The 21,966-nt window shown below is 64.2% G+C and carries 22 protein-coding genes and 1 pseudogene; 11 read left to right on the top strand and 12 right to left on the bottom strand.

The window, feature by feature from the left end:
- Positions 1–176: 176 nt before the first annotated feature.
- The 8 genes and pseudogenes from JQ587_RS17880 to JQ587_RS17845 all read left to right on the top strand — a co-directional run bounded on the left by JQ587_RS17880 (position 177) and on the right by JQ587_RS17845 (position 7,669).
- Positions 177–917, top strand: coding sequence for a DNA-3-methyladenine glycosylase family protein (locus tag JQ587_RS17880; RefSeq protein ID WP_212426118.1), 741 nt, complete (start codon positions 177–179; stop codon positions 915–917).
- Positions 914–1,999 (top strand): DUF2855 family protein, encoded by a 1,086-nt coding sequence (locus JQ587_RS17875; RefSeq protein ID WP_212426117.1) that lies wholly within the window; start codon positions 914–916, stop codon positions 1,997–1,999. The genes JQ587_RS17880 and JQ587_RS17875 overlap by 4 nt, the downstream gene beginning before the upstream one ends.
- Before the next feature lie 167 nt (positions 2,000–2,166).
- A pseudogene (locus tag JQ587_RS17870) lies at positions 2,167–2,373 on the top strand (hypothetical protein); the annotation flags it as partial.
- A 213-nt stretch (positions 2,374–2,586) separates the two neighbouring features.
- Positions 2,587–3,144 carry an HNH endonuclease gene (locus JQ587_RS17865; protein ID WP_008142962.1) on the top strand — a complete coding sequence of 186 codons (558 nt, stop codon included), beginning with the start codon at positions 2,587–2,589 and terminating at the stop codon, positions 3,142–3,144.
- A 102-nt stretch (positions 3,145–3,246) separates the two neighbouring features.
- Entirely contained in the window at positions 3,247–4,497 is a 1,251-nt protein-coding gene (locus JQ587_RS17860) for a glycosyltransferase family 87 protein (RefSeq protein ID WP_212426116.1), read from the top strand.
- A gap of 148 nt (positions 4,498–4,645) precedes the next feature.
- Positions 4,646–4,867, top strand: coding sequence for a dodecin (locus JQ587_RS17855; RefSeq protein ID WP_212426115.1), 222 nt, complete (start codon positions 4,646–4,648; stop codon positions 4,865–4,867).
- A 182-nt stretch (positions 4,868–5,049) separates the two neighbouring features.
- Positions 5,050–6,951, top strand: coding sequence for a sensor domain-containing diguanylate cyclase (locus JQ587_RS17850; protein ID WP_212426114.1), 1,902 nt, complete (start codon positions 5,050–5,052; stop codon positions 6,949–6,951).
- A gap of 94 nt (positions 6,952–7,045) precedes the next feature.
- Entirely contained in the window at positions 7,046–7,669 is a 624-nt protein-coding gene (locus JQ587_RS17845) for an HAD family hydrolase (RefSeq protein WP_349629512.1), read from the top strand.
- 13 nt (positions 7,670–7,682) lie between these two features.
- Here JQ587_RS17845 and JQ587_RS17840 read toward each other — a convergent pair whose 3' ends face one another.
- The 7 genes from JQ587_RS17840 to JQ587_RS17810 form a co-directional block, all read right to left on the bottom strand.
- Positions 7,683–8,933: an MFS transporter gene (locus tag JQ587_RS17840; protein WP_249154358.1), complete on the bottom strand. Its 1,251-nt coding sequence runs from the start codon at positions 8,931–8,933 to the stop codon at positions 7,683–7,685.
- 64 nt (positions 8,934–8,997) lie between these two features.
- Entirely contained in the window at positions 8,998–9,966 is a 969-nt protein-coding gene (locus JQ587_RS17835; RefSeq protein WP_212426113.1) for an ABC transporter ATP-binding protein, read from the bottom strand.
- A complete protein-coding gene (locus JQ587_RS17830; protein ID WP_212426112.1) occupies positions 9,963–10,958 on the bottom strand; it encodes an ABC transporter ATP-binding protein in 996 nt (331 codons plus the stop codon). The genes JQ587_RS17835 and JQ587_RS17830 overlap by 4 nt, the downstream gene beginning before the upstream one ends.
- Positions 10,958–11,875: an ABC transporter permease gene (locus tag JQ587_RS17825; RefSeq protein ID WP_212297342.1), complete on the bottom strand. Its 918-nt coding sequence runs from the start codon at positions 11,873–11,875 to the stop codon at positions 10,958–10,960. Before JQ587_RS17825 ends, JQ587_RS17830 begins: the two co-directional genes overlap by 1 nt.
- The gene (locus tag JQ587_RS17820) at positions 11,841–12,800 is read right to left on the bottom strand and encodes an ABC transporter permease (RefSeq protein WP_212297343.1); all 960 of its coding nucleotides are present in this window, start codon (positions 12,798–12,800) and stop codon (positions 11,841–11,843) included. The genes JQ587_RS17825 and JQ587_RS17820 overlap by 35 nt, the downstream gene beginning before the upstream one ends.
- Before the next feature lie 22 nt (positions 12,801–12,822).
- Positions 12,823–14,613, bottom strand: coding sequence for a peptide ABC transporter substrate-binding protein (locus tag JQ587_RS17815; protein WP_212426111.1), 1,791 nt, complete (start codon positions 14,611–14,613; stop codon positions 12,823–12,825).
- A gap of 261 nt (positions 14,614–14,874) precedes the next feature.
- The gene (locus JQ587_RS17810; protein WP_212426110.1) at positions 14,875–16,293 is read right to left on the bottom strand and encodes a M20 family metallopeptidase; all 1,419 of its coding nucleotides are present in this window, start codon (positions 16,291–16,293) and stop codon (positions 14,875–14,877) included.
- Positions 16,294–16,592: 299 nt separating this feature from the next.
- Here JQ587_RS17810 and JQ587_RS17805 point away from each other — a divergent pair, with 299 nt between their 5' ends.
- The 3 genes from JQ587_RS17805 (at position 16,593) to JQ587_RS17795 (ending at position 18,970) form a co-directional block, all read left to right on the top strand.
- Positions 16,593–17,582, top strand: a complete 990-nt coding sequence (locus JQ587_RS17805) for a S1C family serine protease (protein WP_212426109.1) — start codon at positions 16,593–16,595, stop codon at positions 17,580–17,582.
- A gap of 28 nt (positions 17,583–17,610) precedes the next feature.
- Complete coding sequence (locus JQ587_RS17800) at positions 17,611–18,681, top strand: carboxylesterase family protein (RefSeq protein WP_212426108.1); 1,071 nt, start codon at positions 17,611–17,613, stop codon at positions 18,679–18,681.
- 82 nt (positions 18,682–18,763) lie between these two features.
- Positions 18,764–18,970 carry a hypothetical protein gene (locus JQ587_RS17795; RefSeq protein WP_212426107.1) on the top strand — a complete coding sequence of 69 codons (207 nt, stop codon included), beginning with the start codon at positions 18,764–18,766 and terminating at the stop codon, positions 18,968–18,970.
- Positions 18,971–19,054: 84 nt separating this feature from the next.
- On the opposite strand, the gene JQ587_RS17790 is transcribed toward JQ587_RS17795, so the two are convergent.
- The 5 genes from JQ587_RS17790 to JQ587_RS17770 all read right to left on the bottom strand — a co-directional run bounded on the left by JQ587_RS17790 (position 19,055) and on the right by JQ587_RS17770 (position 21,868).
- Positions 19,055–19,729, bottom strand: a complete 675-nt coding sequence (locus JQ587_RS17790; RefSeq protein WP_212297349.1) for a DsbA family protein — start codon at positions 19,727–19,729, stop codon at positions 19,055–19,057.
- An 87-nt stretch (positions 19,730–19,816) separates the two neighbouring features.
- The gene (locus JQ587_RS17785) at positions 19,817–20,539 is read right to left on the bottom strand and encodes an LrgB family protein (RefSeq protein ID WP_212297350.1); all 723 of its coding nucleotides are present in this window, start codon (positions 20,537–20,539) and stop codon (positions 19,817–19,819) included.
- Positions 20,536–20,919 (bottom strand): CidA/LrgA family protein, encoded by a 384-nt coding sequence (locus JQ587_RS17780; protein ID WP_212426106.1) that lies wholly within the window; start codon positions 20,917–20,919, stop codon positions 20,536–20,538. The genes JQ587_RS17785 and JQ587_RS17780 overlap by 4 nt, the downstream gene beginning before the upstream one ends.
- 40 nt (positions 20,920–20,959) lie before the next feature.
- Positions 20,960–21,436: a PaaI family thioesterase gene (locus tag JQ587_RS17775; RefSeq protein WP_212297351.1), complete on the bottom strand. Its 477-nt coding sequence runs from the start codon at positions 21,434–21,436 to the stop codon at positions 20,960–20,962.
- 3 nt (positions 21,437–21,439) lie between these two features.
- Complete coding sequence (locus JQ587_RS17770) at positions 21,440–21,868, bottom strand: acyl-CoA thioesterase (protein WP_212297437.1); 429 nt, start codon at positions 21,866–21,868, stop codon at positions 21,440–21,442.
- Positions 21,869–21,966: the final 98 nt, after the last annotated feature.

Here is a 21,966-nt window from a genome sequence, read left to right as displayed (position 1 = left end):
TCTCGTCATGGCCGGGCTTGAACGCACGGCCGTCATTCCGGGGCGGTCCACAGGACCGAACCCGGAATCTCGAGAATCCGGGTTCGATGCTTCGCATCGCCCCGGAATGACGGAGTAAGATATTTTAGACCGGGTCAAGCCCGGCCATGACGCCGCAGAGAGTTTGGCAAACTGCAATGACCATTCACCTCGAAACCCAGTCCGATCTCGAAGAGGCCGTTCATGCGCTGGTCAAGCGCGATCCGCGCCTCAAGCCCGTGCTGGCGATTGCCGGCATGCCGGCGTTGCGGCGGCGCGAACCTGGCTTTGCCGGGCTCGCGCACATCGTCTGCGGGCAGCAGCTTTCGACCGCGAGCGCGGCGGCGATCTGGGGACGGCTGTCGGCCGCCTTCGATCCATTCGACCATGACGCGGTACGCCGCGCCCGTACCGACCGGCTGGGACGTCTCGGCCTGTCCGCTGCCAAGATCAAGACGCTGAAACATCTCGCGCGCGAAATCATCGCGGAGCGGCTGAACCTCGACGTGCTCGCAGAAGAGGATGCCGACGCCGCGCATCACACGTTGATCTCGCTGCCCGGCATCGGGCCATGGACGGCCGACGTCTATCTCCTGTTTTGCCTCGGCCATGGCGACGCCTGGCCGGCCGGCGACCTTGCCGTGCAGGAGGGCATCCGCATCGGGCTAGGCCTGAAGGCCCGGCCGACCGAAAAGCAGATGGCACCACTCGCCGAACCCTGGCGACCGCTCCGTGGCGCCGCCGCGCATCTGTGGTGGAGCTATTACCGCGCGGTGAAGAAGCGCGAGGGTGTGATCGCCGGCGAAGCGAACGCCGTTTCAAACAAAGTTGCTGTTGCAAAGCGCACGGCCGTAAAGGAGAAGATGCCGGCACGGAAAAAGCCGGGACCTTCACCATGACATCGACCGACTTCGTCGTCGCACGCAACGATCTCGAGCAATGCAAGCTGATCGAGACCACTCTTCCGGATGCAGCCGCATTGCCCGCGGATGCGCTTCTGGTGAAGGTCGATCGCTTCGCGTTCACCGCCAACAACATCACCTATGCCGTGATGGGCGACGAGCTGAAATACTGGCAGATCTTTCCGGCGCCGCAGGGCTTTGGCAACATTCCGGTGTGGGGCTTCGGCGAGGTCATTGCCTCCAAACATCCAGGCGTCGCCGTCGGCGAACTTCTGTTCGGCTATTTCCCGATGGCGACCCATCTCGTCATCGAAGCCGCAGACGTCAGCAAGCGCGCGCTTCGTGACGGCGCCGAGCATCGCAAGCAGGTCGCGCCGGTTTACAATCTCTATTCCCGCGTCACCGGCGATCCCGCCTTTGCCGGGCATCAGGGCGACCTACAGGCGCTGTTGCGACCGCTGTTCATGCTGTCGTTCCTGGTCGACGATTTTCTGGCCGAGAACGACGATTTCGGCGCGCGCACCGTGCTGTTGTCGAGTGCCTCGAGCAAGACTGCTTTCGGGCTTGCGCATCTCCTGCACAGCCGCGGCCGCAAGGTGATCGGGCTGACCTCGGCGGGCAATGCGGGTTTTGTCGGCTCGCTGCCCTGCTATGACGACGTCGTCACCTATGACCGCGTCAATTCACTCCCGACCGACAAGCCGGTTGCCTTCGTCGACATGGCCGGCAGCAGCGCGTTGCGGGCCGGGCTGCACAACCATTTCGGCGGGCAGATGGCCTGCTCGGTACGCGTCGGCTTGACGCATCGCGCCACCGACGCGAACGAGGGCACGTTGCCCGGCGCAAAGCCACGCTGGTTCTTCGCGCCCGACCACATCCGCAAGCGCGCGAAGGATTGGGGTCCGGGCGGTATCGAGCAGCGTTTTGGCGCCGCATGGTCAGGCTTCGCGCCGATGCTGGAAAGATGCCTGAGCGTGGTCGAGAGCCGCGGGCCGGAAGCCGTGCAGCGCATTTATCTCGCGACGCTGAAGGGGCGCATTCCGCCTGAGCAGGGCCACATGCTCTCGCTGCTCGGGTAATGCGCTTTTGACGTCGGCTAATCCAGTATAGCGTTCCTCTCAAAGGAAACGCCGCGAAGACGGCCACGAGGTCGCGCATACTGGATCGCACCAAGGATATGGCCGTCTCCGCCCAAGCCTGGCTCGATGGGTTCGAGCGCGCGATGGGCAAGCCAGATCGCGCGGCACTCGCACGGCTCGGCAGCGTGGAAGGCCCGGGTGTCGCCAGCGGAAAGTTTCTGGCACCGCACGGCATCGCGCTGGATTCGAAAGGCGACATCTATGTCGGCGAAATCGGCGTCACCGACTGGAAGACCAGCTTTCCGCACGAAGAGATGCCGGCCGTCGTGCGCGCCACCCGATGCCTGCAGAAGCTGGAGCGGGTGCAGGAATAGCCGCCGCGCGTCCCAAGGTCTTGGTCGAGGCTGTTCCGCGCCGATACCGCGCGCCCGCGCCAAATCGCGGCGTTTTTGAGCGTTTGCCACCCCGCCGCCGTATTGCGTGCGCCCTGAATAAGTCGCTCAACGGGCTTCACAATCCCGTCACGCTGCATGTAGTATGTCAGTACATGCTGCTTCGCAGCGTATATTGGAGGCCGGGAGCGTTACTTGAACGCACATGTCTCGCAAGGCAGTTGGCCGGTGCTGGTCCTCAACGCGGACTTCCGGCCGCTGAGTTACTACCCACTGTCTCTGTGGTCGTGGCAGGACGCGATCAAGGCGGTGTTCCTCGACCGCGTCAACATCGTAGCGCATTACGATCAGGCGGTTCACAGTCCCACGCTGCAAATGCAGCTGCCGAGCGTGGTCTCGCTCAAATCCTTCGTCAAGCCGACCACCCACCCCGCCTTCACCCGGTTCAACGTCTTCCTGCGCGATCGTTTCGCCTGCCAATATTGCGGCTCGCCCGAAGACCTCACCTTCGACCACATCATCCCGCGCAGCAAAGGCGGCCAGACCACCTGGGAGAACGTGGTCGCGGCTTGCTCGCCCTGCAACCTGCGCAAGGGCAATCTGACACCGGCGCAAGCCAAGATGTTTCCGCGCCAGAGCGCGTTCGCGCCGACGGTCCACCAGCTCCACCGCAACGGCCGCCTGTTTCCGCCGAACTATCTGCACGACAGCTGGCTGGACTATCTCTACTGGGATACGGAGCTGGATCCGTAGTGCTGCAAGAACCGGCGGCTTTCGTTACCGGACCTTAAGGTTCGATCCGCAATCTCGCCCGCAGATCGGCAGGCCTTGCCGCGGCGTAGAGATAGCGAACCGATGCTCACCGCAACGTTGGAGCAGATCCAGGCCTCGCCGCGGAAGCGGACGATCTATCTCTGCGTCATTCTTGCGCTGCTGGCCGTCATCCTAGGCTTCAAGACCTTCCGGTTCTTCGAGGGCGGCCTCTGGTACGGCAGCCAGACCGCGGACTTCGCCGCCTTCCACATTGTCGCGCAGCGAATCTGGCTCGGCGATCTCGATCTGACCTACCAGTTTGCGTCGTTCACGAAGATGCAGATGGCGGCCGCGGGCGGTTCTGTCGGCGTCATGCCCTGGACCTATCCGCCGCAATTCGACCTGCTGCTTGCCCCCTTCGCATTCCTGCCGGGCTGGGCCGCCTATTTTCTCTTCACGGCGGTCACGCTCGCGGCTTATCTGATGGTGCTGCGCGTCATCGCGGGACACGGCTTCGCAGCCGTGCTCGTCGTCTTTTTTCCGGCCATCGCGATCACCATCGGTATCGGCCAGAACGGCCTTTTGACCGGTGCGCTGATCGGGCTGGTCTGCATCAACGCCGACCGGCGTCCGGTGCTATCAGGCGTCGTGCTCGGCATGATGGTCATCAAGCCTCATCTGGCCGTTGCCGCCGGCATCTACATGCTTTTGACGCGCCGCTGGCCGGCGGTGCTGACGGCTGCAATCGTGGTGACCACGAGCTCGCTCGTCTGCACGCTCGCCTTCGGTCCGCAAATCTGGATCGCGTGGCTCGGCAGCATTCGCGAAGCAGCAAGCTATCTGGAGGACGGTCGCTACCAGCTGTTTCGGATGATCTCGGCCTATGCGGCCTTGTACAACGCCGGCCTCCCCGCGGCTTGGGCGTTCTGGGGCCAGATGGCCATGGCGGCGCTTGCGCTGGTCACCGTCGCACTCGCGATTGCTCGCGGACCGTCTCCCCGCTTCGCGCTCGGCATCGTCGCGGTCGCGTCGGTGATGATCAGCCCCTACGCCTACGATTATGACCTGCCGATCGTGGGGATCGGTCTTGCGCTGCTGCTTCCCGAGCTTGCCAGCCTGGCGAGCCCGCGCGAACGCAGCACCTTCTACGCCCTCCTCCTGCTGGCCAATGCCTACGGACTTCTGCAATCGGCGCGGCTGTCCGCAGAGAGCGTCCATGCGAGCAGCCCGGGAGGTATCATGACGCCGGCCGTCGGAGGCTTCGCGCTCATGGCGGTGCTCGCCATATTGCTGTGGGTCCTGCTGCGCGAGGCCAAGCCTGCCGCGATCCGCCTGCACGGCGAGCCAGCGTAGCTTCGCGTCCGATAAGCGCGCGGTGACGTCATTGCGCGAATGGCGCGGGCAGGCCATGGCAGCCAGCGGAACCGGAACGGCTGCTGTCCGTTCAGTTCTGATGCCCATGCGACCGCGAATGCGGCAGCGCAACCGACGGAGACTCGCCATGCCCACAGCCGAGAAGGATCATGTCTACAAGATCCTGGAACTGGTCGGATCGTCCGAGACCTCGATCGAAGACGCGATCAAGAACGCGATCAGCCGCGCCGCGAAAACCGTTCGCGAGATGAAATGGTTCGAGGTGGTGCAGACGCGTGGTCATATCGAGAATAACGCCGTGCGCCACTACCAGGTGACGTTGCGCGTCGGTTTCACGCTGGAAGGGTGACACGACGGACGCGAGACGAAACCATCGCGTCGCGGGAAACTTGGTAAACATCCGCCGACGAGAGTCGATCAAAACGTCGGAAACTTCCTCCGGTTGAGTACGGCTCCGCACAATCATCGCAGTTGTTGCAATGAGCCGTTAAGGCCAAAGTGAGAGGTTTGCCCCGAATTGGAGCAAGCCCAATGGTCACGAGCCGCGAACTCGGCAAGACACGCCTTCCGCTCTGGGCGGCGGGCTTTGTCGCGCTGATCTGCATGACGATCCTAGGCTTGAGCGCCTGGCGCGAATGGGAAACGCGCAATACCGAGCTCAGGAACGCCGAGATCGACGTCGCCAATCTTGCGCATTCGCTGATCCAGCACGCGGATGACACGTTCGAGCTTACGGATACGATCCTGGTCGGACTGGTCCACCGGCTCGAGCTCGACGGACTGGGCCCGGACACAATCTCAAAGCTCCAGACCTATTTACCTACCCGCAAATCCTCGGATCGCATTCGCGGCATCTTCGTCTATGACGAGACCGGCCGCTGGCTTGCCACCACCGAGCAAATCGACTTCTCCGGGCTCAATAACAGCGACCGCGAGTATTTTCGCCAGCACCGCGACTCCCCCGCCAAGGGCACGCTGATCGGCCGCCCCGTCAAAAGTCGCTCCGGCGGCCAATGGATCATCACGGCGTCACGCCGGATCAATCATCCCGACGGCAGCTTCGCCGGCGTCGCCCTGCTAACGATCGACGTCGCCTATTTCGCAAAGTTCTACGAGCGGTTCGACTTTGGGCCGAATGGCTCGGTATCGCTGCTCAACAATGCCGGCATCATGCTGGTGCGGACTCGTGACGAGAGCGGAGCTTTCGTCGGACGAGACATGTCCAATGCGCCCTTGTTCAAGAATTGGGAGAGCCGTCCCGCCGCGGCTGTCTATTATTTCAAGTCGCCGCTCGATGGCGTGCAGCGGTTGAGCTACTACCAGCGCAGCAGCCGCTATCCGCTGTTCGTGCTCGCGAGCAAGTCGAAGGACGACGTGCTCGCCCCTTGGCGACACGCCGCGGCCACGCGCGCGATCGTCGTCTTCGGCCTCGTGCTGCTGATCGCCGTGATTGGCTTCTATCTGGTCCGTCAATTGTCGCAGCGGCAGCGCATGGCACAGGTCCTGGTCGCCAAGGAAGCGAATTTCCGTCTGCTGGCCGAGCAATCCAGCGACATGGTGACCCGGATCGGGCTCGATAACCGCCTGCTTTACGTCTCCCCCTCATGCGTGCGCATCACCGGATGGTCGGCCGAGGAACTGCTTGATACGTCGGCCCTGGCTGGCATCCACCCCGATGACATGGAACGGGTCGAGCAGGCCATCGCCGCGCTGAAGAGAGGCGAAGCCGAGGAGGCGCGGTTCGTGTATCGCCAACGTCATCGCGACAAGGGTGAGATCTGGGCCGAAGCGGCGCTGCACGTGACCCTGGCATCGGACAGCGGCGAGATCGACGGCGTCGTTGCCGTCATACGCGACATGACGGAGCAGAAGGATCTTCAGGACAAGCTTGCCTCGCTTGCAACGACCGACGGCCTCACCGGCCTTGCCAACCGGCGCGCATTCGACGAGCGCCTGGCCGATGAATGGGCGCGCGCGCGGCGCGACGGCACCCAGCTGTCGCTCCTGCTGATCGACGTCGATCATTTCAAGAAGTTCAACGACCATTACGGGCATCTGGCCGGCGATGGGTGCCTGCGCGCGCTCGGCCGGATTCTATCCGCCACCGCCAGGCGCCCTGCCGACCTCGCGGCGCGTTATGGCGGCGAGGAATTCGCCGTGTTGCTGCCCAACACCGGCCCGGATGGCTGCGCCGAAGTCGGCGAAGGGATTCGCCAGGCGCTGCACGATCTCGCCATGCTGCATGCGCAAAATCCACCGTCCCGCCTGGTGACCGTCAGCGTCGGCGCCGCGACCGGCCTTCCGTCCCAGGTCACGGATTCAAGCACGCTGGTCGCTGCCGCCGACCGCGCACTCTACACCGCCAAGGACAGCGGCCGTGACCGGCTGGTGATGTCGGGACAGGTCGTCCCCTGGCCCGCGAAGAGCGCGTGACGGGATCGACGAACGCCGCCGGGTTTGTTGCCTGCGCTCCGACCGGTTATGACTGCGGTCACGGCCGGATGTTCGGCCATCCGAGAGCGCTGCTGTGGCTGACGAAATCAAGCTCGTCCTCTTCGATATGGACAACGTCCTCTGCGGCTACGACAGGGGAAAGCGTGTCGCGCACCTCGCCGCGCTTGCGGGGACCAGCAGCGAAGCCGTCCACTCGGCGATCTGGGACAGCGGCTTCGAGCTGCTCGGCGATTCCGGCACGCTTGATGCCGCCGACTATCTGCGGGGCTTCGGCGAGCGCATCGGTTATCCGCTGTCGCTCGACGAATGGGTGGAGGCGCGACGCTGTTCAATGCGGGCCGATTGCGCCATGCTGGAGATCGTCGGTCAGCTGCGCCGAAGTGTCGATACTGCGGTCCTGACCAACAACACCACACTGGTCGCCGATCACATCGATACGCTGCTGCCGGAATTGCGGCCGCTGTTCGGCTCCAAGATCTACACGTCAGCCCAATTCGGAGCGGCGAAGCCCGATCCGCTCTGCTACCGCCGCTGCGTTTCAGAGCTCAAGGCCAGCCCCGCGACCATCCTCTTTGTCGACGACCTCGCGGCAAATGTCGCCGGGGCACGGCAAGCCGGCCTCCTTGCGCATCACCACTCGTCCGTGGAAACGTTCAAGACGGCCCTGTCAGGCTACGGCCTGCTCCGTGAGGAGTGAGGCGAAACCGACGTCAGGCGAGATCGACGCCGCGCCGCTCCGGGATCAGGGCGAGCAACGCCACGATGTCAATCAGGTAAAGCAGTGCAAGACCTGCGATCGCGGTCGGAAAGCCGTAAGCGGCACTGACGATGCCGACCACCAGCGGACCGAAACCGGCCACTGCCCGCCCGATGTTGAAGAACACGTTCTGCGCAGTGGCCCGCGCCGCGGTCGGATAAAGTTCGCTCATCAGCGCGCCATAGCCGCCGAGCATGCCGTTGACGAAGAAGCCCATCACGGCCCCGCCGACCAGCAGCGCGCCGGCGGCCGTCAACTGCGAGTACACCACCACCATGATCGCCGCGCCCAGCATGTAGGTCAGGAACGCCGCACGGCGGCCGAAACGGTCCGCGGCATGGCCGAACAGGAAGATGCCGAGCGCCATGCCGGCGATGGTGACAGCGGTCCACAGCGCCGATTGCGTCAGGCCGTAGCCGAACCGCGTCGAGAGATAGTTCGGCAGCCAGATCATGATGCCGTAGTAGCCGAAATTCTGCACCGAGCAGAGAATGATCATCCCGATGCCGATCCTGGCCGTCTCCGCATCAGCCACGAGCGCACGAAGTGACGAGCCAGCTTTCGTCGCGTTCGCCTTGTGCGCAATGAAGACATCCGGCTCGTGCAGCTTGCGCCGGATCACGTAGGCGATCACCGCCGGAAGTACGCCGAGCGCAAACATCCCGCGCCAGCCGATGACCGGCAACAGCACCGGCGTCACCAGCGCCGCCGTGAGCACGCCGAACTGCCAGCCCAGCCCGACATAGGATGTTGCCCGCGCGCGTTTGCTCGCGGGCCAGGCCTCGGCCACCAGCGCCATGCCGATGCCGAACTCGCCGCCGAGACCGATGCCGGCGATGGCCCGATAGATCAGCAGGTCCCAATAGCCTTGCGCCAGCGCGCAGAGCCCGGTGAAGACCGCGAACAGGACGATGCTCCAGGTCAGAACCCGGACGCGCCCGAGCCGGTCCGACAGCATGCCGAAGACAAAGCCGCCGACCACCGCACCGACCAGCGTTCCCGTCACCAGCGAGGCCGCCTGCGGCTGCGTGAGATGAAGGTCTTTCGAAATCGCCGTCAGCATGAAGCCGAGGATGAGGAGGTCGAATCCATCCATGGCGTAGCCGAGCGCCGACCCCCATAGCGCCCGGCGCGCCGCCGCGTCGCGATCCGTCGCACGGGCCACATCAACCGCACCCAGCGTCACGTCCTGTATCTGGCTCATGCGTCCCCCTACGCCGGACGGGCCCCCGGGATCAAGACCGCCGGCGACCTATGCACCGCGTAACTCAGGCCAGATGGCACGCCACAAAATGTCCGCCCGCGCCTTCCTTCAGCTCCGGCGCGGCCTCGGCGCAGCGCGGCTGGGCGATCGGACAACGGGTGTGGAAGTGACAGCCGGACGGTGGCCTCATCGGGCTCGGCACGTCGCCCTTGAGGCGGATGCGGTTGCGCTTGAGCTTGGGGTCCGGCACCGGCACCGCCGACAGCAGCGCCTTGGTGTAGGGATGTTGCGGATTGCGATAGAGGTCGCTCGCCTTCGCAAGCTCGACGATGCGGCCGAGATACATCACCGCAACGCGGTCCGAGATGTGCTCGACCACCGAGAGGTCATGCGCGACGAAGAGATAGGTGAGGTTCAGCTCGGCCTGGAGGTCTTCCAGCAGGTTGATGACCTGCGCCTGGATCGAGACGTCGAGCGCAGACACCGGCTCGTCACAGACGATCAGCTTCGGCTCGACCGCGAGCGCCCGCGCGATCACGATGCGCTGACGCTGGCCGCCGGAGAATTCGTGCGGATAGCGGCGCATGTGCTCGGCCTTGAGGCCGACCTTGACGAGCAGGCCCGCAACACGCTCCTCACGCTCCGTGGCGTTGGAGGCGAGATTGTGGATGGTGAAGGCTTCGCCGAGGATGGAGCCGACGGTCATCCGCGGGTTGAGCGAGGCAAACGGATCCTGAAACACGAGCTGCATATTCCGCCGCATCGCGCGCAGATCGCCGCCGCCGAGCTTGCCGACGTCCTGGCCGTCGAACACGACTTCGCCGTCGGTCGGCTCGATCAGACGCAGCACGCAACGCCCCGTCGTCGACTTACCGCACCCGGATTCGCCGACGAGACCGAGCGTCTCGCCGCGATTGACCGAGAACGACACGCCGTCGACCGCGTAGACGCTGCCGACCTGGCGCGACAACAGGCCGCCCAGCACGGGGAAATACTTCTTCAGGCCGCTGACGCGGAGCAAGGGCTCGCTCATGCAGCGCCTCCCACTTGCGTATCGCCGAGATGGCAGGCCATGCGATGGCCGGGCGCGATCTCGCGCAGCCGCGGCTCCTTCTCGATGCAGACGTCCATGGCGAACTTGCAGCGCGGCGCGAAACGGCAGCCGACCGGCGGGTTGATCAGGATCGGCACCGAGCCGCCGATCGCCTCGAGCCGCGTCTTGTGCTCGCTGTCGAGATCGATGCGCGGGATCGAACGGATCAGGCCCTGCGTGTAGGGATGGCACGGATCGGCGAAGAGAGCGTCGACATCCGCTTCCTCCACCACTTTGCCGGCATACATCACGACGACACGCTGCGCCGTTTCGGCGACGACGCCCATGGCATGGGTGATCAGCATCACCGCCATGCCGAAGCGTTCCTTCATGTCCTGCAGCAGGTCAAGGATCTGCGCCTGGATGGTGACGTCGAGCGCAGTGGTCGGCTCGTCGGCGATGACGAGCTTGGGCTTGCAGGCGAGCGCCATAGCGATCATCACGCGCTGGCGCATGCCGCCGGAGAACTGGTGCGGATAGTGATGCACGCGGCCCTCGGCATTCGGGATCTGCACCAGCTTCAGCATCTCGATGGTGCGATCGAGGGCCTGCTTCTTGGTGACGGCCTCGTGCCGGCGCAGGCTTTCGGCGATCTGCTCGCCGATCGTGAGCACGGGATTGAGCGAGGTCATCGGCTCCTGAAAGATGAAGCCGATCTCCTTGGCGCGGATGTCGTCGAGCTGGTTGCTCGTCAGCGGCACCAGATCGCGGCCCTCGAAGATGATCTCGCCGGCCGCGATACGGCCCGGCGGCATTGCGATCAGCTTCAGGATCGACATCGCGGTCACGGTCTTGCCGCAACCGGATTCGCCGACGACGCAGAGCGTCTCGCCCTTGTTGATGGTGATGTCGACGCCATCAACGGCCTGCAGGATGCCGTCGTCGGTGGAGAAGTGGGTCTTGAGACCCTTGATCTCGAGCAGCGGCGCCATCAGATCACCCGTCGCGCATCGAGCGCGTCACGCAGACCGTCGCCGATGAAGTTGATGGCGACCACCGCGATGAAGATCGCGCCGCCCGGAAACAAGGCCCAGTGCGGGCCGATGTCGAGAAAGTCCTTGGCGTCGAACAGCAGCCGGCCCCAGGTCGGGGTATCCGGCGGAAAGCCGAGGCCGAGGAAGGACAGCGTCGATTCCGCGATGATCGCGGCCGCAACGTCGATCGTGCCGGCGATGATCACCGGACCGAGCGCATTGGGCAGGATGTGCTTCACCACCTGTCGCACCGGGCTGGCACCGAGCGCGCGCGCGGCCTCGACGAACTCCTTTTCGCGGATCGACAGGAACTGCGCGCGGACGAGACGCGCGACCGGCATCCAGCGCAGGCCGCCGATCACGAGCACGATCAGGATGAAGATGCCGCCTTCAGGGCCGAACACCTGCTTCAGCCCGTCCCGGAAGAGATAGATCAGCAGCAGGAGCAGCGGCAGTTGCGGCAGCGACAGAAAGAGATCGGTGAGCCACATCAATCCGTGACCCAGCGCGCCGCGCGACATGCCGGCGAGCGCGCCGATCAGCGTGCCGATGAACACCGACACCAGCATCGCAGCGAGCCCGACCGCGAGTGAAATTCGCCCGCCATAGATCATGCGCGCCAGGATGTCCTGGCCGAGGTCGTCGGTGCCGAAGGGATGGGTCAGCGACGGCCCCTGCAGGCCGGCCACGATGTCGATGTCGTTGATCTTGACGCGCCAGATGAAGGGACCGACCACGACCGCCAGGATCAGGACGAGCAGCAGGAACGCGCTGACGACGGCGAGCTTGTGGCGGCTGTAGCGCCGCCACGTCTCGCGCCAGGGCGAGTAGACGCCCCGCTCAGCGGAGGGAGATGCGAGGGTCAAGCCAGCCATAAAGGACGTCCGCGATGAGATTGAACAGCACCACCAGGCACGCAAAGACGAAGGTGACGGCCATCACCACCGGCGTGTCGTTGGAAAGGATGGAGGAGATCAGAAGCGAGCCGATACCCGGAATGCGGAAGATCTGCTCGGTGACGATGGCGCCGCCGAAAACGGCGGGCATCTGCAGCGCGATCAGCGTGACGACCGGGATCATGGCGTTGCGCATCACATGCTTGACGATGACCGTGGCCTGGCCGAGGCCCTTGGCGCGCGCCGTGGTGACGTAGTCGAGCCGGATCACGTCGAGCATCGCCGAGCGCACGAAGCGCGTCATCGACGCCGCCTGGAACAGGCCGAGCACCGCCACCGGCATGATCGCCTGCCGGATCATTTCGAGCACCCAACGGATGCCGGTCGCCTTGATGTCCGTGGAGTAGACGAAAGGCAGCCAGTCCAGGGTAACCGAGAAGATCAGGATGAACAGGATGCCGGTGAAGAAGGTCGGCAGCGAGAAGCCGACAAAGGCGAGCGTGTTCGCGATCTGGTCGAACAGCGAATAGGGCTTGGTGGCCGCATAGACGCCGACGGGAATCGCAATCAGCAGCGCCAGGATCTGCGCCGAGCCGATCACGTAGAGCGTGGCCGGCAGGCGCTGCAGGATGAGCGTGTCCACGTTCATCCGGCTGACGAAGGAGAAGCCCCAGTCGCCGTGCAGCATGGCGTTGAGCCAGTGCAGGTAGCGAAGGTAGATCGGATCGTCGAGGCCGAACTTGGCCCGAAGCGCGGCCTGCACTTCGGGCGGCACGTTCGGATTGGTCGCGAGCTCGCTGAAGGGATCGCCTGGCGCAAGCGCCAGGACGACGAACAGGACGAGCGAAATCGCCAGCAGGCTCGGAACGGCAATCAGAAGGCGGCGCAGGACATACTGGCTCATGGCGGAGGATCCCGGCCTACGATCACGCCTCCCGGTACCAGTCCTGGATGTTATCGGTCCGGTTGGCCCAGCCCGAGATGACCGGCCGCAGCGCATTGGCGCTGGCATCCACCACAAGACGGTGCATCACCGGGATGAACACGGTGTCCTGCCACAACAAGTCATTGCACTTGATGTAGAGCGCCGCGCGCTTGACCAGGTCGGTCTCGGTCTCGGCCGCCGCAATCGCCTCGTCAAACTCCTTGTTGACGTAACGCGGGAAATTGGGGCCCTGCCACTTGTTCTCCTTGGTGGCTACGTTGGCGGAGATATAGCGCCGCATGTGCAGGGCCGGATCCGGCTGGGTCATCGGGATCTGGAATTCCTCGATGTCGGCATAAAACTTCGAGTAGGTGTCGGGGTTGGCAACGTCAGACGAGAAGAACACCGAGGCGACGACGGATTTCAGTTCGACGTCGATGCCGGCCTTCTGGCAGGCCTGCTTGACGATGGCCTGGGTCTTCTGCCGCGGGCCGTTGGTCGAGGTCTGGTAGAGAAGCTTCAGCTTCTTTCCATCCTTCTCACGGATGCCGTCCGCACCGACCTTCCAGCCGGCGTCCTCCAGCAACTTCGACGCCTTCTCGACGCTGAATTCCCAGGAGGTGTTCTTGGAGACGAACTTTTCGGGACCGTTGAGATAATTCGCCGTGGTGCGCCCGGCGCGGCCGTAGATCGCCTTCTTGACCGACTCGCGGTCGACGAGGAGCGCCAGCGCCTTGCGAACGTTCGGGTCCGACAGGATCGGGTGCTTGGTCTTCATCGACGACCGCTCCCCGTCGACCTCGGCATTGGGGTCGGTGAAGTTGATCGCAATGAACTCGATGTCGCCACCGGTCGCATAGACCGTCTTGCCCTTGCCGCCCTTCTCCAGACGCAGCAGCACCTCGTCTTCGACCTGCATGTTCCAGGCGAAATCAAATTCTCCGGTTTGGATCACGGCCCGTGCCGCGGAGACGGCATCGCCGCCGCCCTTCATGTCGATGGTGTCGAAATACGGCCTGTTGGGCATGTGATAGTCGGGATTGAGCTGGCCGCGGACCAGATCGCCCGGCTTGAACTCGACGAATTTGTAGGGCCCGGTACCGACCGGAGCCAGGTTGGTCGGCGCCTCGCGGGATTTCGATCCCTTGTAGTCCGCAAACAGATGTTTCGGAATGATGCAGCCGTAAGCGCCGACGAAGGCATTGGCCCAGAACGGCGTTGGATTCTTGAACAGGATACGGACGGTAAGGTCAGCCACCTTTTCGACCGTCATGTCGGCGTAGGTGCTGATGGAGACGGCGGCCGTGGCAGGATCACTGGCATATTCCCAGGTGAACACGACATCGTCGGCCGTCAGGGGCTTGCCGTCATGCCATTTGACGCCCGGCTTGATCTTCCAGGTCACCGACTTGCCATCGGCTGCGAGGCCGCCGTTCGCGACCGACGGAATTTCAGCGGCGAGAATCGGATTGAGGTTGCCCTCGACGTCCCAGCTTGCGAGCGGCTCGTAGAACAGGCGCGAGCCGTCCTGATCCTTTGTGCCGGTGGCGAAATGCGGATTGAGCAGGGTCGGCCCCTGCCACCACAACAATTTGAGCGGACCACCACCGCCACGCTTGGTCGGCGGATACGGGACCGGGCTCTGTGCCATCGCAACGCCGCCGATCGAGAGAAGCTGGTTGGCGAGTGGGGCCGTCAGGCCGACGGCGGCCAGGCGCTGGATGAAGGTACGGCGATCCATCCGCCCGTCCTTCACGTCACCGATCATCGAACGCAGTTCTTTGTCCAGCATGGTTGTCCCCCGTCTGGTTCCCGTATGGATGCAGGCGGCCGCGGGACGGCCGCCGAGTTTTGACTGGCCGTAGATGGCACACTGAATAGGCCGCGCGTCAACTGCGACCGTGTGTGTGCGAACGATGTTCTGGCTGTCCGTTGGGCAAAACTTCGTTCCGCAGCCCAACGGTTCGGCATTCCGGCGTCAAAATCCGCAGGAAACCAAGTTGCACTGCGAAAAATTTGTTCGCGAGATCAGACGAAGTATCGAGATGGAATTCTACGCCACGGACATATTGAGCGGCGGCGCGACGTGATCCGGCAGCGGGCAAACATAAGGCGTTTTGGCCGTCCGCTTCGTCAGATCCGCCTTCGCGGCCTTGATCAGATCCGGCTCGGTCAACGCCTTGATGCCGAGGCCGGCCATGGCCTTGGCCGCCTGCACCATCGCCTTGTGGGCATGCGGGCTCTTGCCCTGCGCCACAACCTGCCAGGTGTGAAAAGGCGTGCCGATTGCAACCGTTGGTGCGTGAACCTGTACGGTCGGCACCACCCAGCTCACGTCACCCACGTCGGTCGAACCGACCAGCGGGTTGCGCTTGGCGTCCAGCGGCACCAGGAAGTCGGCCAGCGGCCGATCGGTCGGCTCCATGCCGATCGCGTAATAGACCGACGCGATGTCCTTGTCGGTCAGCGTCGCGCGGATCTGGCCGGCAAAGCCCTTGTCGGCGTCGTCGAAATGCGGCGGTCCGAGCTCTTCCATGACCCGATGCAGCGCCTGCTCCAGCGGCGTGTTCGGCAGGATGTTGGAGACCGCGGAGATGATCTTCATCTCCACCTTGGTCTCGGTCATCAGGGCCGCGCCGTCTGCGATCTTGCTGACGCGCCCGACCAGCTCGTTCATGCCGGGGAGATCACGGGCTCGAATGGAATAACGCACGCGGGCGTGGGCCTGCACCACGTTGGGTGCAATTCCGCCGGTGTCGAGCAGCGCGTAATGCACGCGCGCGTCGCTCGGCATGTGCTCGCGCATGTAGTTCACACCGACATTCATCAGCTCCACCGCATCGAGCGCGGAGCGGCCGAGATGGGGCGAAGCAGCCGCATGCGAGGTGCGGCCGGTGAAGATGAAGTCGGCACGGGTGTTGGCGAGCGACGGCGTCACCGCGACTTCCCAGAAGCTGTGCGGATGCCAGGTGATGGCAATATCGGCGTCCTCGAACGCGCCGAAGCGTACCATGAAGGCTTTGGCTGCGCCGCCCTCTTCGGCCGGACAACCGTAATAGCGCACGCGACCGGGCACCTTGTTCTCGGCGAGCCAGTCCTTCACTGCAGTTGCCGCCAGCAGCGCCGCGGAACCGAGCAGATTGTGACCACAGCCATGGCCATGGCCGCCAGTCTCGACCGGACGATGCTCGGCAACGCCTGCCTCCTGGCTGAGGCCCGGCAACGCATCATATTCACCCATGAAGGCGATGACCGGACCGCCCTCGCCCCATTCGCCCATCACAGCAGTCGGAATGCCTGCGACCTTCTCGGTGATGCGGAAACCCTGGTGGCGCAGCTCGGCGAGATGCTCGGCGGCGGAGCGTGCCTCGGTGTAGCAGACTTCGGGCATGCCCCAGACCTTGTCGCTGAGGTCGATGAAACGCCCCTTGATCGTGTCGATGCCACGCCAGATGTCGCTGCGGTTGTCCATTGCTTCGGTCCGTGATCTCTTGGTCAAACGAAGCGGCAATGGTTAGCAGCTTCACCCGAGAACGACCAGCGGCTCGCCGGACATCAGCCATGCGGCCGGCGCGACCACCCCTCGGTCCGGCACGTTGCCACCGCGATGAGCACCGGCAGTTCCTGGCACGATCATTGAATTGAGCCGACAGCGTCCGGAATAGTTGAGGTCAAGTCTTTCAAGACGACCGCCCTCGGCTTAAATTACCTCTGCTTCGCGCGCGCTCCTCTTGCGGCGAAGGGATCGCGCTCGCAAATCAGGAGAACTCCATGACCGTTCTGACCGAATGGAGAGTGCCGCCGGCCAATCAGCCGCGTGCGAGCGATTACGGCTTCGACCTCAACCGTGCGCTCGCCTCCGTCGTCGGTCTACACGCCATCATCCCGCCGGACGCCTTTAGCGCCGAAACGCTCGGCACCGAGCGCGCCGGCAACGGCGTCGTGATCGATGACGGGCTGGTGCTGACCATCGGCTATCTGATCACCGAGGCGGAATCGGTGTGGCTTCATCTCGGCGACGGGCGCGTGGTGGAAGGACATGTGCTCGGCTTCGATGCCGTCACCGGCTTCGGCCTGGTGCAGGCGCTCGGCCCGCTCGACATCGAGCCATTGCCGCTCGGCTCATCGGCGGACACACGGCTCGGCGACCGCGTCGTGGTCGGCGGCGCCGGGGGACGGACGCGATCGGTCGCGAGCCAGATCGTCGCCAAGCAGGAGTTCGCGGGTTACTGGGAGTATCTGCTCGACGAAGCCTTGTTCACCTATCCCGCCCATCCGAATTGGGGCGGCACCGGGTTGATCAACGAGCGCGGCGAACTGATCGGCATCGGCTCGCTCCAGCTCGAGCGTGAACGCGACGGCAAGGCCGAGCATGTCAACATGGTCGTGCCGATCGACCTCTTGAAGCCGATCCTCGACGATCTCCGCAAATTCGGCCGCGTCAACAAGCCTGCCCGGCCATGGCTCGGACTCTTCTCGACCGAGATCGACAACCGCGTGGTGGTGATCGGGATCTCGACCAATGGCCCGGCTGCGCGCGCGGAGCTCAAGACCGGCGACGTGATCCTTGCGGTCGACGGCGAGAAAGTGACGAGCCAGACAGCCTTCTACAAGAAGATGTGGGCCCTCGGCCCCGCCGGCGTCGATGTGCCTCTCACCGTGCATCATCAAGGCACCGCGCATCATGAGGGTGTCACCTTCGACGTGACCGTGACGTCGACCGATCGCTTCAAGCTTCTGAAGGCGCCGAAACTGCACTGACAGCTTCAATCCAGCATAGGAAGCGGCGATGACCGAGGCCGTCGTTGACGACATCGTAGCCGTGCTCCCGCCGCTGCTCAATGCGCTGGAGGCGCTCGGTTACTTCACCCGGCATTTGCATCCGCCGGCCTTCGCCTCGGTGATGAATGCCATCGGCGCACCGGATCATGCGCTACGGTCGGCACACGCAGCAACTGGCGCGTGGCCGGAGCAGTTCGCCGGACTGCGCGAGCGGCTCGATCGCGCCTGCAACGAGACGCTCGCGGCCTTTGCCGGCATCCGCGACGTCGAGCGCGGCAACGGCGATCTCGTCGCGGTGTTCCGCGCGCTGCGCCATCTGCCGCGCGCGCAGGAGGCACTGTATCCGCTGTCGGCGCAATTTCCGCCGGTCAGCAACTTCTTCCTCAACGGCGCCAATCGCGGGAATGAAGCGCTGCTGTCACGGCTCGAGGTCGGCGCGGGCGAGCACACCGGCATCCACCACGATCACAACGAGCCCGGCAGCCGCGGCGGCTTCTCGGTCTATGTGCCCGAATACTACACGCCCGATCGCGACTGGCCTCTGGTGATGGCGCTGCATGGCGGCAGCGGCAATGGCCGCGGCTTCCTGTGGAGCTGGTTGCGCGATGCCCGCAGCTCAGGTGCGATCCTGGTGGCGCCGACTGCGACCGGGCAGACCTGGGCGCTGATGGGTGACGACACCGACACGCCCAACCTCATGCGCATCCTCGAAACCGTGCGCGACCGCTGGAACGTTGACGCCTCGCGCATGCTGCTGACCGGCATGAGCGACGGCGGTACCTTCTGCTATGTCAGCGGACTCGATGGCGCCTCGCCCTTCACTCATCTTGCGCCGGTGTCGGCAACCTTCCATCCGTTGCTGGCGGAGATGGCCGACGCCTCGCGCCTGCAGGGCCTGCCGGTCTTCATCACCCATGGCAAGCTCGACTGGATGTTTCCGGTGCAGACCGCGCGGCAGACGCAGGGAGCGCTCGCCGCCGCCGGCGCTGAGGTCACCTACCGCGAGATCGACGATCTCAGTCACACCTATCCGCGTGAGATCAACGCGGAGCTGCTGCAATGGCTGAACGGGGCGTGAACGAAGTGTCCTTACCTGCGCCGCACTGTCGCGGAACCATCACTGTGGGCCGACGTTATCCGCCCGTCACCGGAGGTTCGCCATGCAGACTTTTCTCGGAATGATTTTGGGCGCGCTGCTGCTCGCTTGCGGCGTCTATGTCTATGATTCCATGCAGACGTCGTCAGTCGCCAATGGCGAGGTCGCGGTCACCAATCGCACTATCGTGAACTGGGATGTCGCGAAGGCCGACTGGGACGCGTTGCGCGACCGCGCGCACAAGGACTGGGTCCGGATCTCGTCGAAGTAAATCGGTTCGACCCGACATGAACAAGGCGCCGTCGCGGATCCGCGGCGGCGCCTTTCTCCTGGTCGTGATCGGCTCAGCGATACGTCAGTTCATCTTGGCCTTGCGGGCGTCGGCGATGACCTGCTCGAATTCGTTCATGCTGAGCACGCCCGGAACGCGGTACTTGCCGACGATGAAGGACGGCGTGCCCCGGAAGCCGAAGGCCTCTGCCTGGTCGTTGTTGCGCTTGAGGACCACATCGATGTCCTTGCCATGCGCGGCGAGGTCGCTCTTGAGGCGATCCATGTCGACCCCGACGGATGCGAGCAGCTCGTTGATGCGCGACTCGGTCAGGCGCGAGCTGACGCCCATCATGGCGTCATGGGCCTGATGGTATTTGCCCTGGAATTTCGCCGCGAGCGCAATGCGAGCAGCCGTCACGGAGACAGGTCCGAGGATCGGCCAGTCCTTCAAAACCAGCCGGACCTTGCCATCGTCCTGGACGACCTGGCGCAACTCGGGTTCGAGCTTACGGCAATAGGGACAATTGTAGTCGGACCACTCGATGATGCTGATGTTACCATCGGGATTGCCGGCGACGGGAACGTCGGGATCGCGCAGCACCTTAGCTTCGGTCAGCACCTCGTCATCATCGGTGGCTGCGAGGGCAAATCTGGTTCCACCAGCCGCCAGCGCACCAGCCCCGATCAATTTCAGCGCCGCTCGCCGGGAGGGCACCGGGCCAACGCCATTGAGGCCTTTATTCCTAAATCCCGTCATATCTCGTCCCGTTTCGTCCCACCGCCAGCAGTTACGGCCGGGAACCGGAAAATGTTACGTTCCATATAGAGTGTCGCGGCGACGATGTCATCGCACCAGCAGGGTCACCATCAGGGGGACCAGGAACGAGGTGACCAAAGCGTTCAGGCTCATGGCGATGCCGGAAAAGACGCCGGCGATCTCGTCGACCTGGAATGCGCGCGCCGTGCCGATGCCGTGCGCGGCAAGGCCGGCAGCAAAGCCGCGGGCGCGGAAATCGGTCACGCCGGTGCGGTTCATCAGCGGCGTCACGATGATGGCGCCCATGATGCCGGTGAGGATGACTGCGACCGCCGCCAGCGACGGATCCGCATGCAGCGATTCGGCGATGCCCATGGCAACGCCAGCCGTGACCGATTTCGGCGCCAGCGACAGCACCACGTCGCGCGGCAGGCCGGCGAACTCGGCGAGCAGCACGACCGACACCACGGCCGTCACCGAGCCCGCCACCAGCGCCACCAGCATCGGCACGATGGAGCTGACCACGCGCTTGCGGTTCTCATAGAGCGGCACGGCGAGCGCCACGGTGGCGGGCCCGAGCAGGAAATGCACGAACTGCGCGCCGGCAAAATAGGTGGTGTAGGACGTACCTGTTACGAGCAGGAACGCCCCGATGATCCACATCGCATGCAGCACCGGATTGGCAAACGGATGGCGCCGCGTCGCCAGCGACACCGCATCCGTGGTCGCATAGACCAGCAGGGTCACCGTCAGCCAGAGCAGCGGCGACTGCGACAGGTACACCCAGAGGGAGAACGGATTATCCTTCATCTGATGTCCTGCTGCTTCAACAGGCGGCTGACCAGGCGGAAGGTCAGGACGGTGGCGAGTAACGTCACCACCACCGAGAGCACGAGCACCAGCAGGATGGCAACGCCGTGGGAGGCGAGCAGGTCGAGCTTTTGGACGACACCGACGCCGGCGGGCACGAACAAGAGCGAGAGATGAGCCAACAGGCCCTTGCTCGCGGTCTCCACGCCGTCGTTTCGGAGCGGCCCGTGCACGAGCAGCGCAAAGCGGTCGCGGGCAAGCAGCAGGACCAGAAGCAGCAGCAGGCCGAGCACGGGGCCCGGCAGCGGCAGGCCGAGACCGCGGACCACGGCCTCGCCGATCAATTGGCAGAGCAGGATGAGGCTGAGACTCGCAAGCATGACGCATCAAGGAATGCGCCACAGAGCTTGTCAATTGCCGCTAGGCGCGGGACGCGCGCGGTTGGTGCGGAGCTGCAACACGGGGCAGCATCGCCATCAGCGTGCCGGTCATGGTGGCGATCAGCGTGGACTTGCCGTCATGCTCGGCAAACGCCCTGGCTTCGCAGAAGGTGAGCGTACGGCCGGGCTTGACCACCTCGGCCTTGAACACGAAGCGCTCGCCGCGGGCGGGGGCGAGCAGCGTGGTCTTGAACTCGACGGTGAGGATATCGGCCTCGGACGGCATCAGGGTGAAAGCGGCGACGCCGCAGGCATTGTCGAGCCCCGCGGTCATGATGCCGGCATGGATGAAACCGTTCTGCTGCGTGAAGGCCGGCGAATGCAGCATGGCCAGCTCGACCTCGCCCGGTGCGAGGCGGACGATCACGATGCCGAGCGTGCGCATCGCCGGCTGTCCTTCGAACATCGCGACGGTTGCCGCTCGATAGCCCGGGTTTTTCGGCTCGAATGTGGCCATGCTTCAGACCTCGGCCGGTTCGGCAAGATGCTTCAGCGCGATTTCGCGGATCGCATCGATGAACGGTGCGGATTTGCGCAGGCTACGATCCATGTGCACCGCCGTGATTTCACAAAACGCGGCCACTTCGCCCGTTTCGGCGTTCGTCATCTCGTGCCGGAAGCGAATCGACTTGTCGCGAAGCTCGAGCAGGTGACTGCGGATCTCGATGATGTCACCGGCGAGCAGCTCGCGCTTGTAGGTGATGTTCTGCTGCACCGCGGCCATGCCGCGGCCGGATGAGCGTAGATAACCCGGTGTCAGTCCGAGCCGGGCAAACAGATTCCAATTGGCCTCGTCGAATTTGCCGACATACCACATGATGTTCATGTGACCGACGTGATCGCATTGCCACGGATAGACCGTGCCGCGATAGGTCGCCGCCTGCTCCATCGCCATCCCTGCCCCTGTCTGCATTTTTGATTTTGATACGGTAGCGTATCAGGCGAAGGGCGCGTTAGCAATACGGCAGCGTATCAAGAACCGGTGAG

Origin of the sequence: Bradyrhizobium manausense (assembly GCF_018130615.1) — a bacterium.
GTDB classification, from domain to species: domain Bacteria; phylum Pseudomonadota; class Alphaproteobacteria; order Rhizobiales; family Xanthobacteraceae; genus Bradyrhizobium; species Bradyrhizobium manausense_A.
This window is presented reverse-complemented; position numbering and strand designations above follow the sequence as displayed.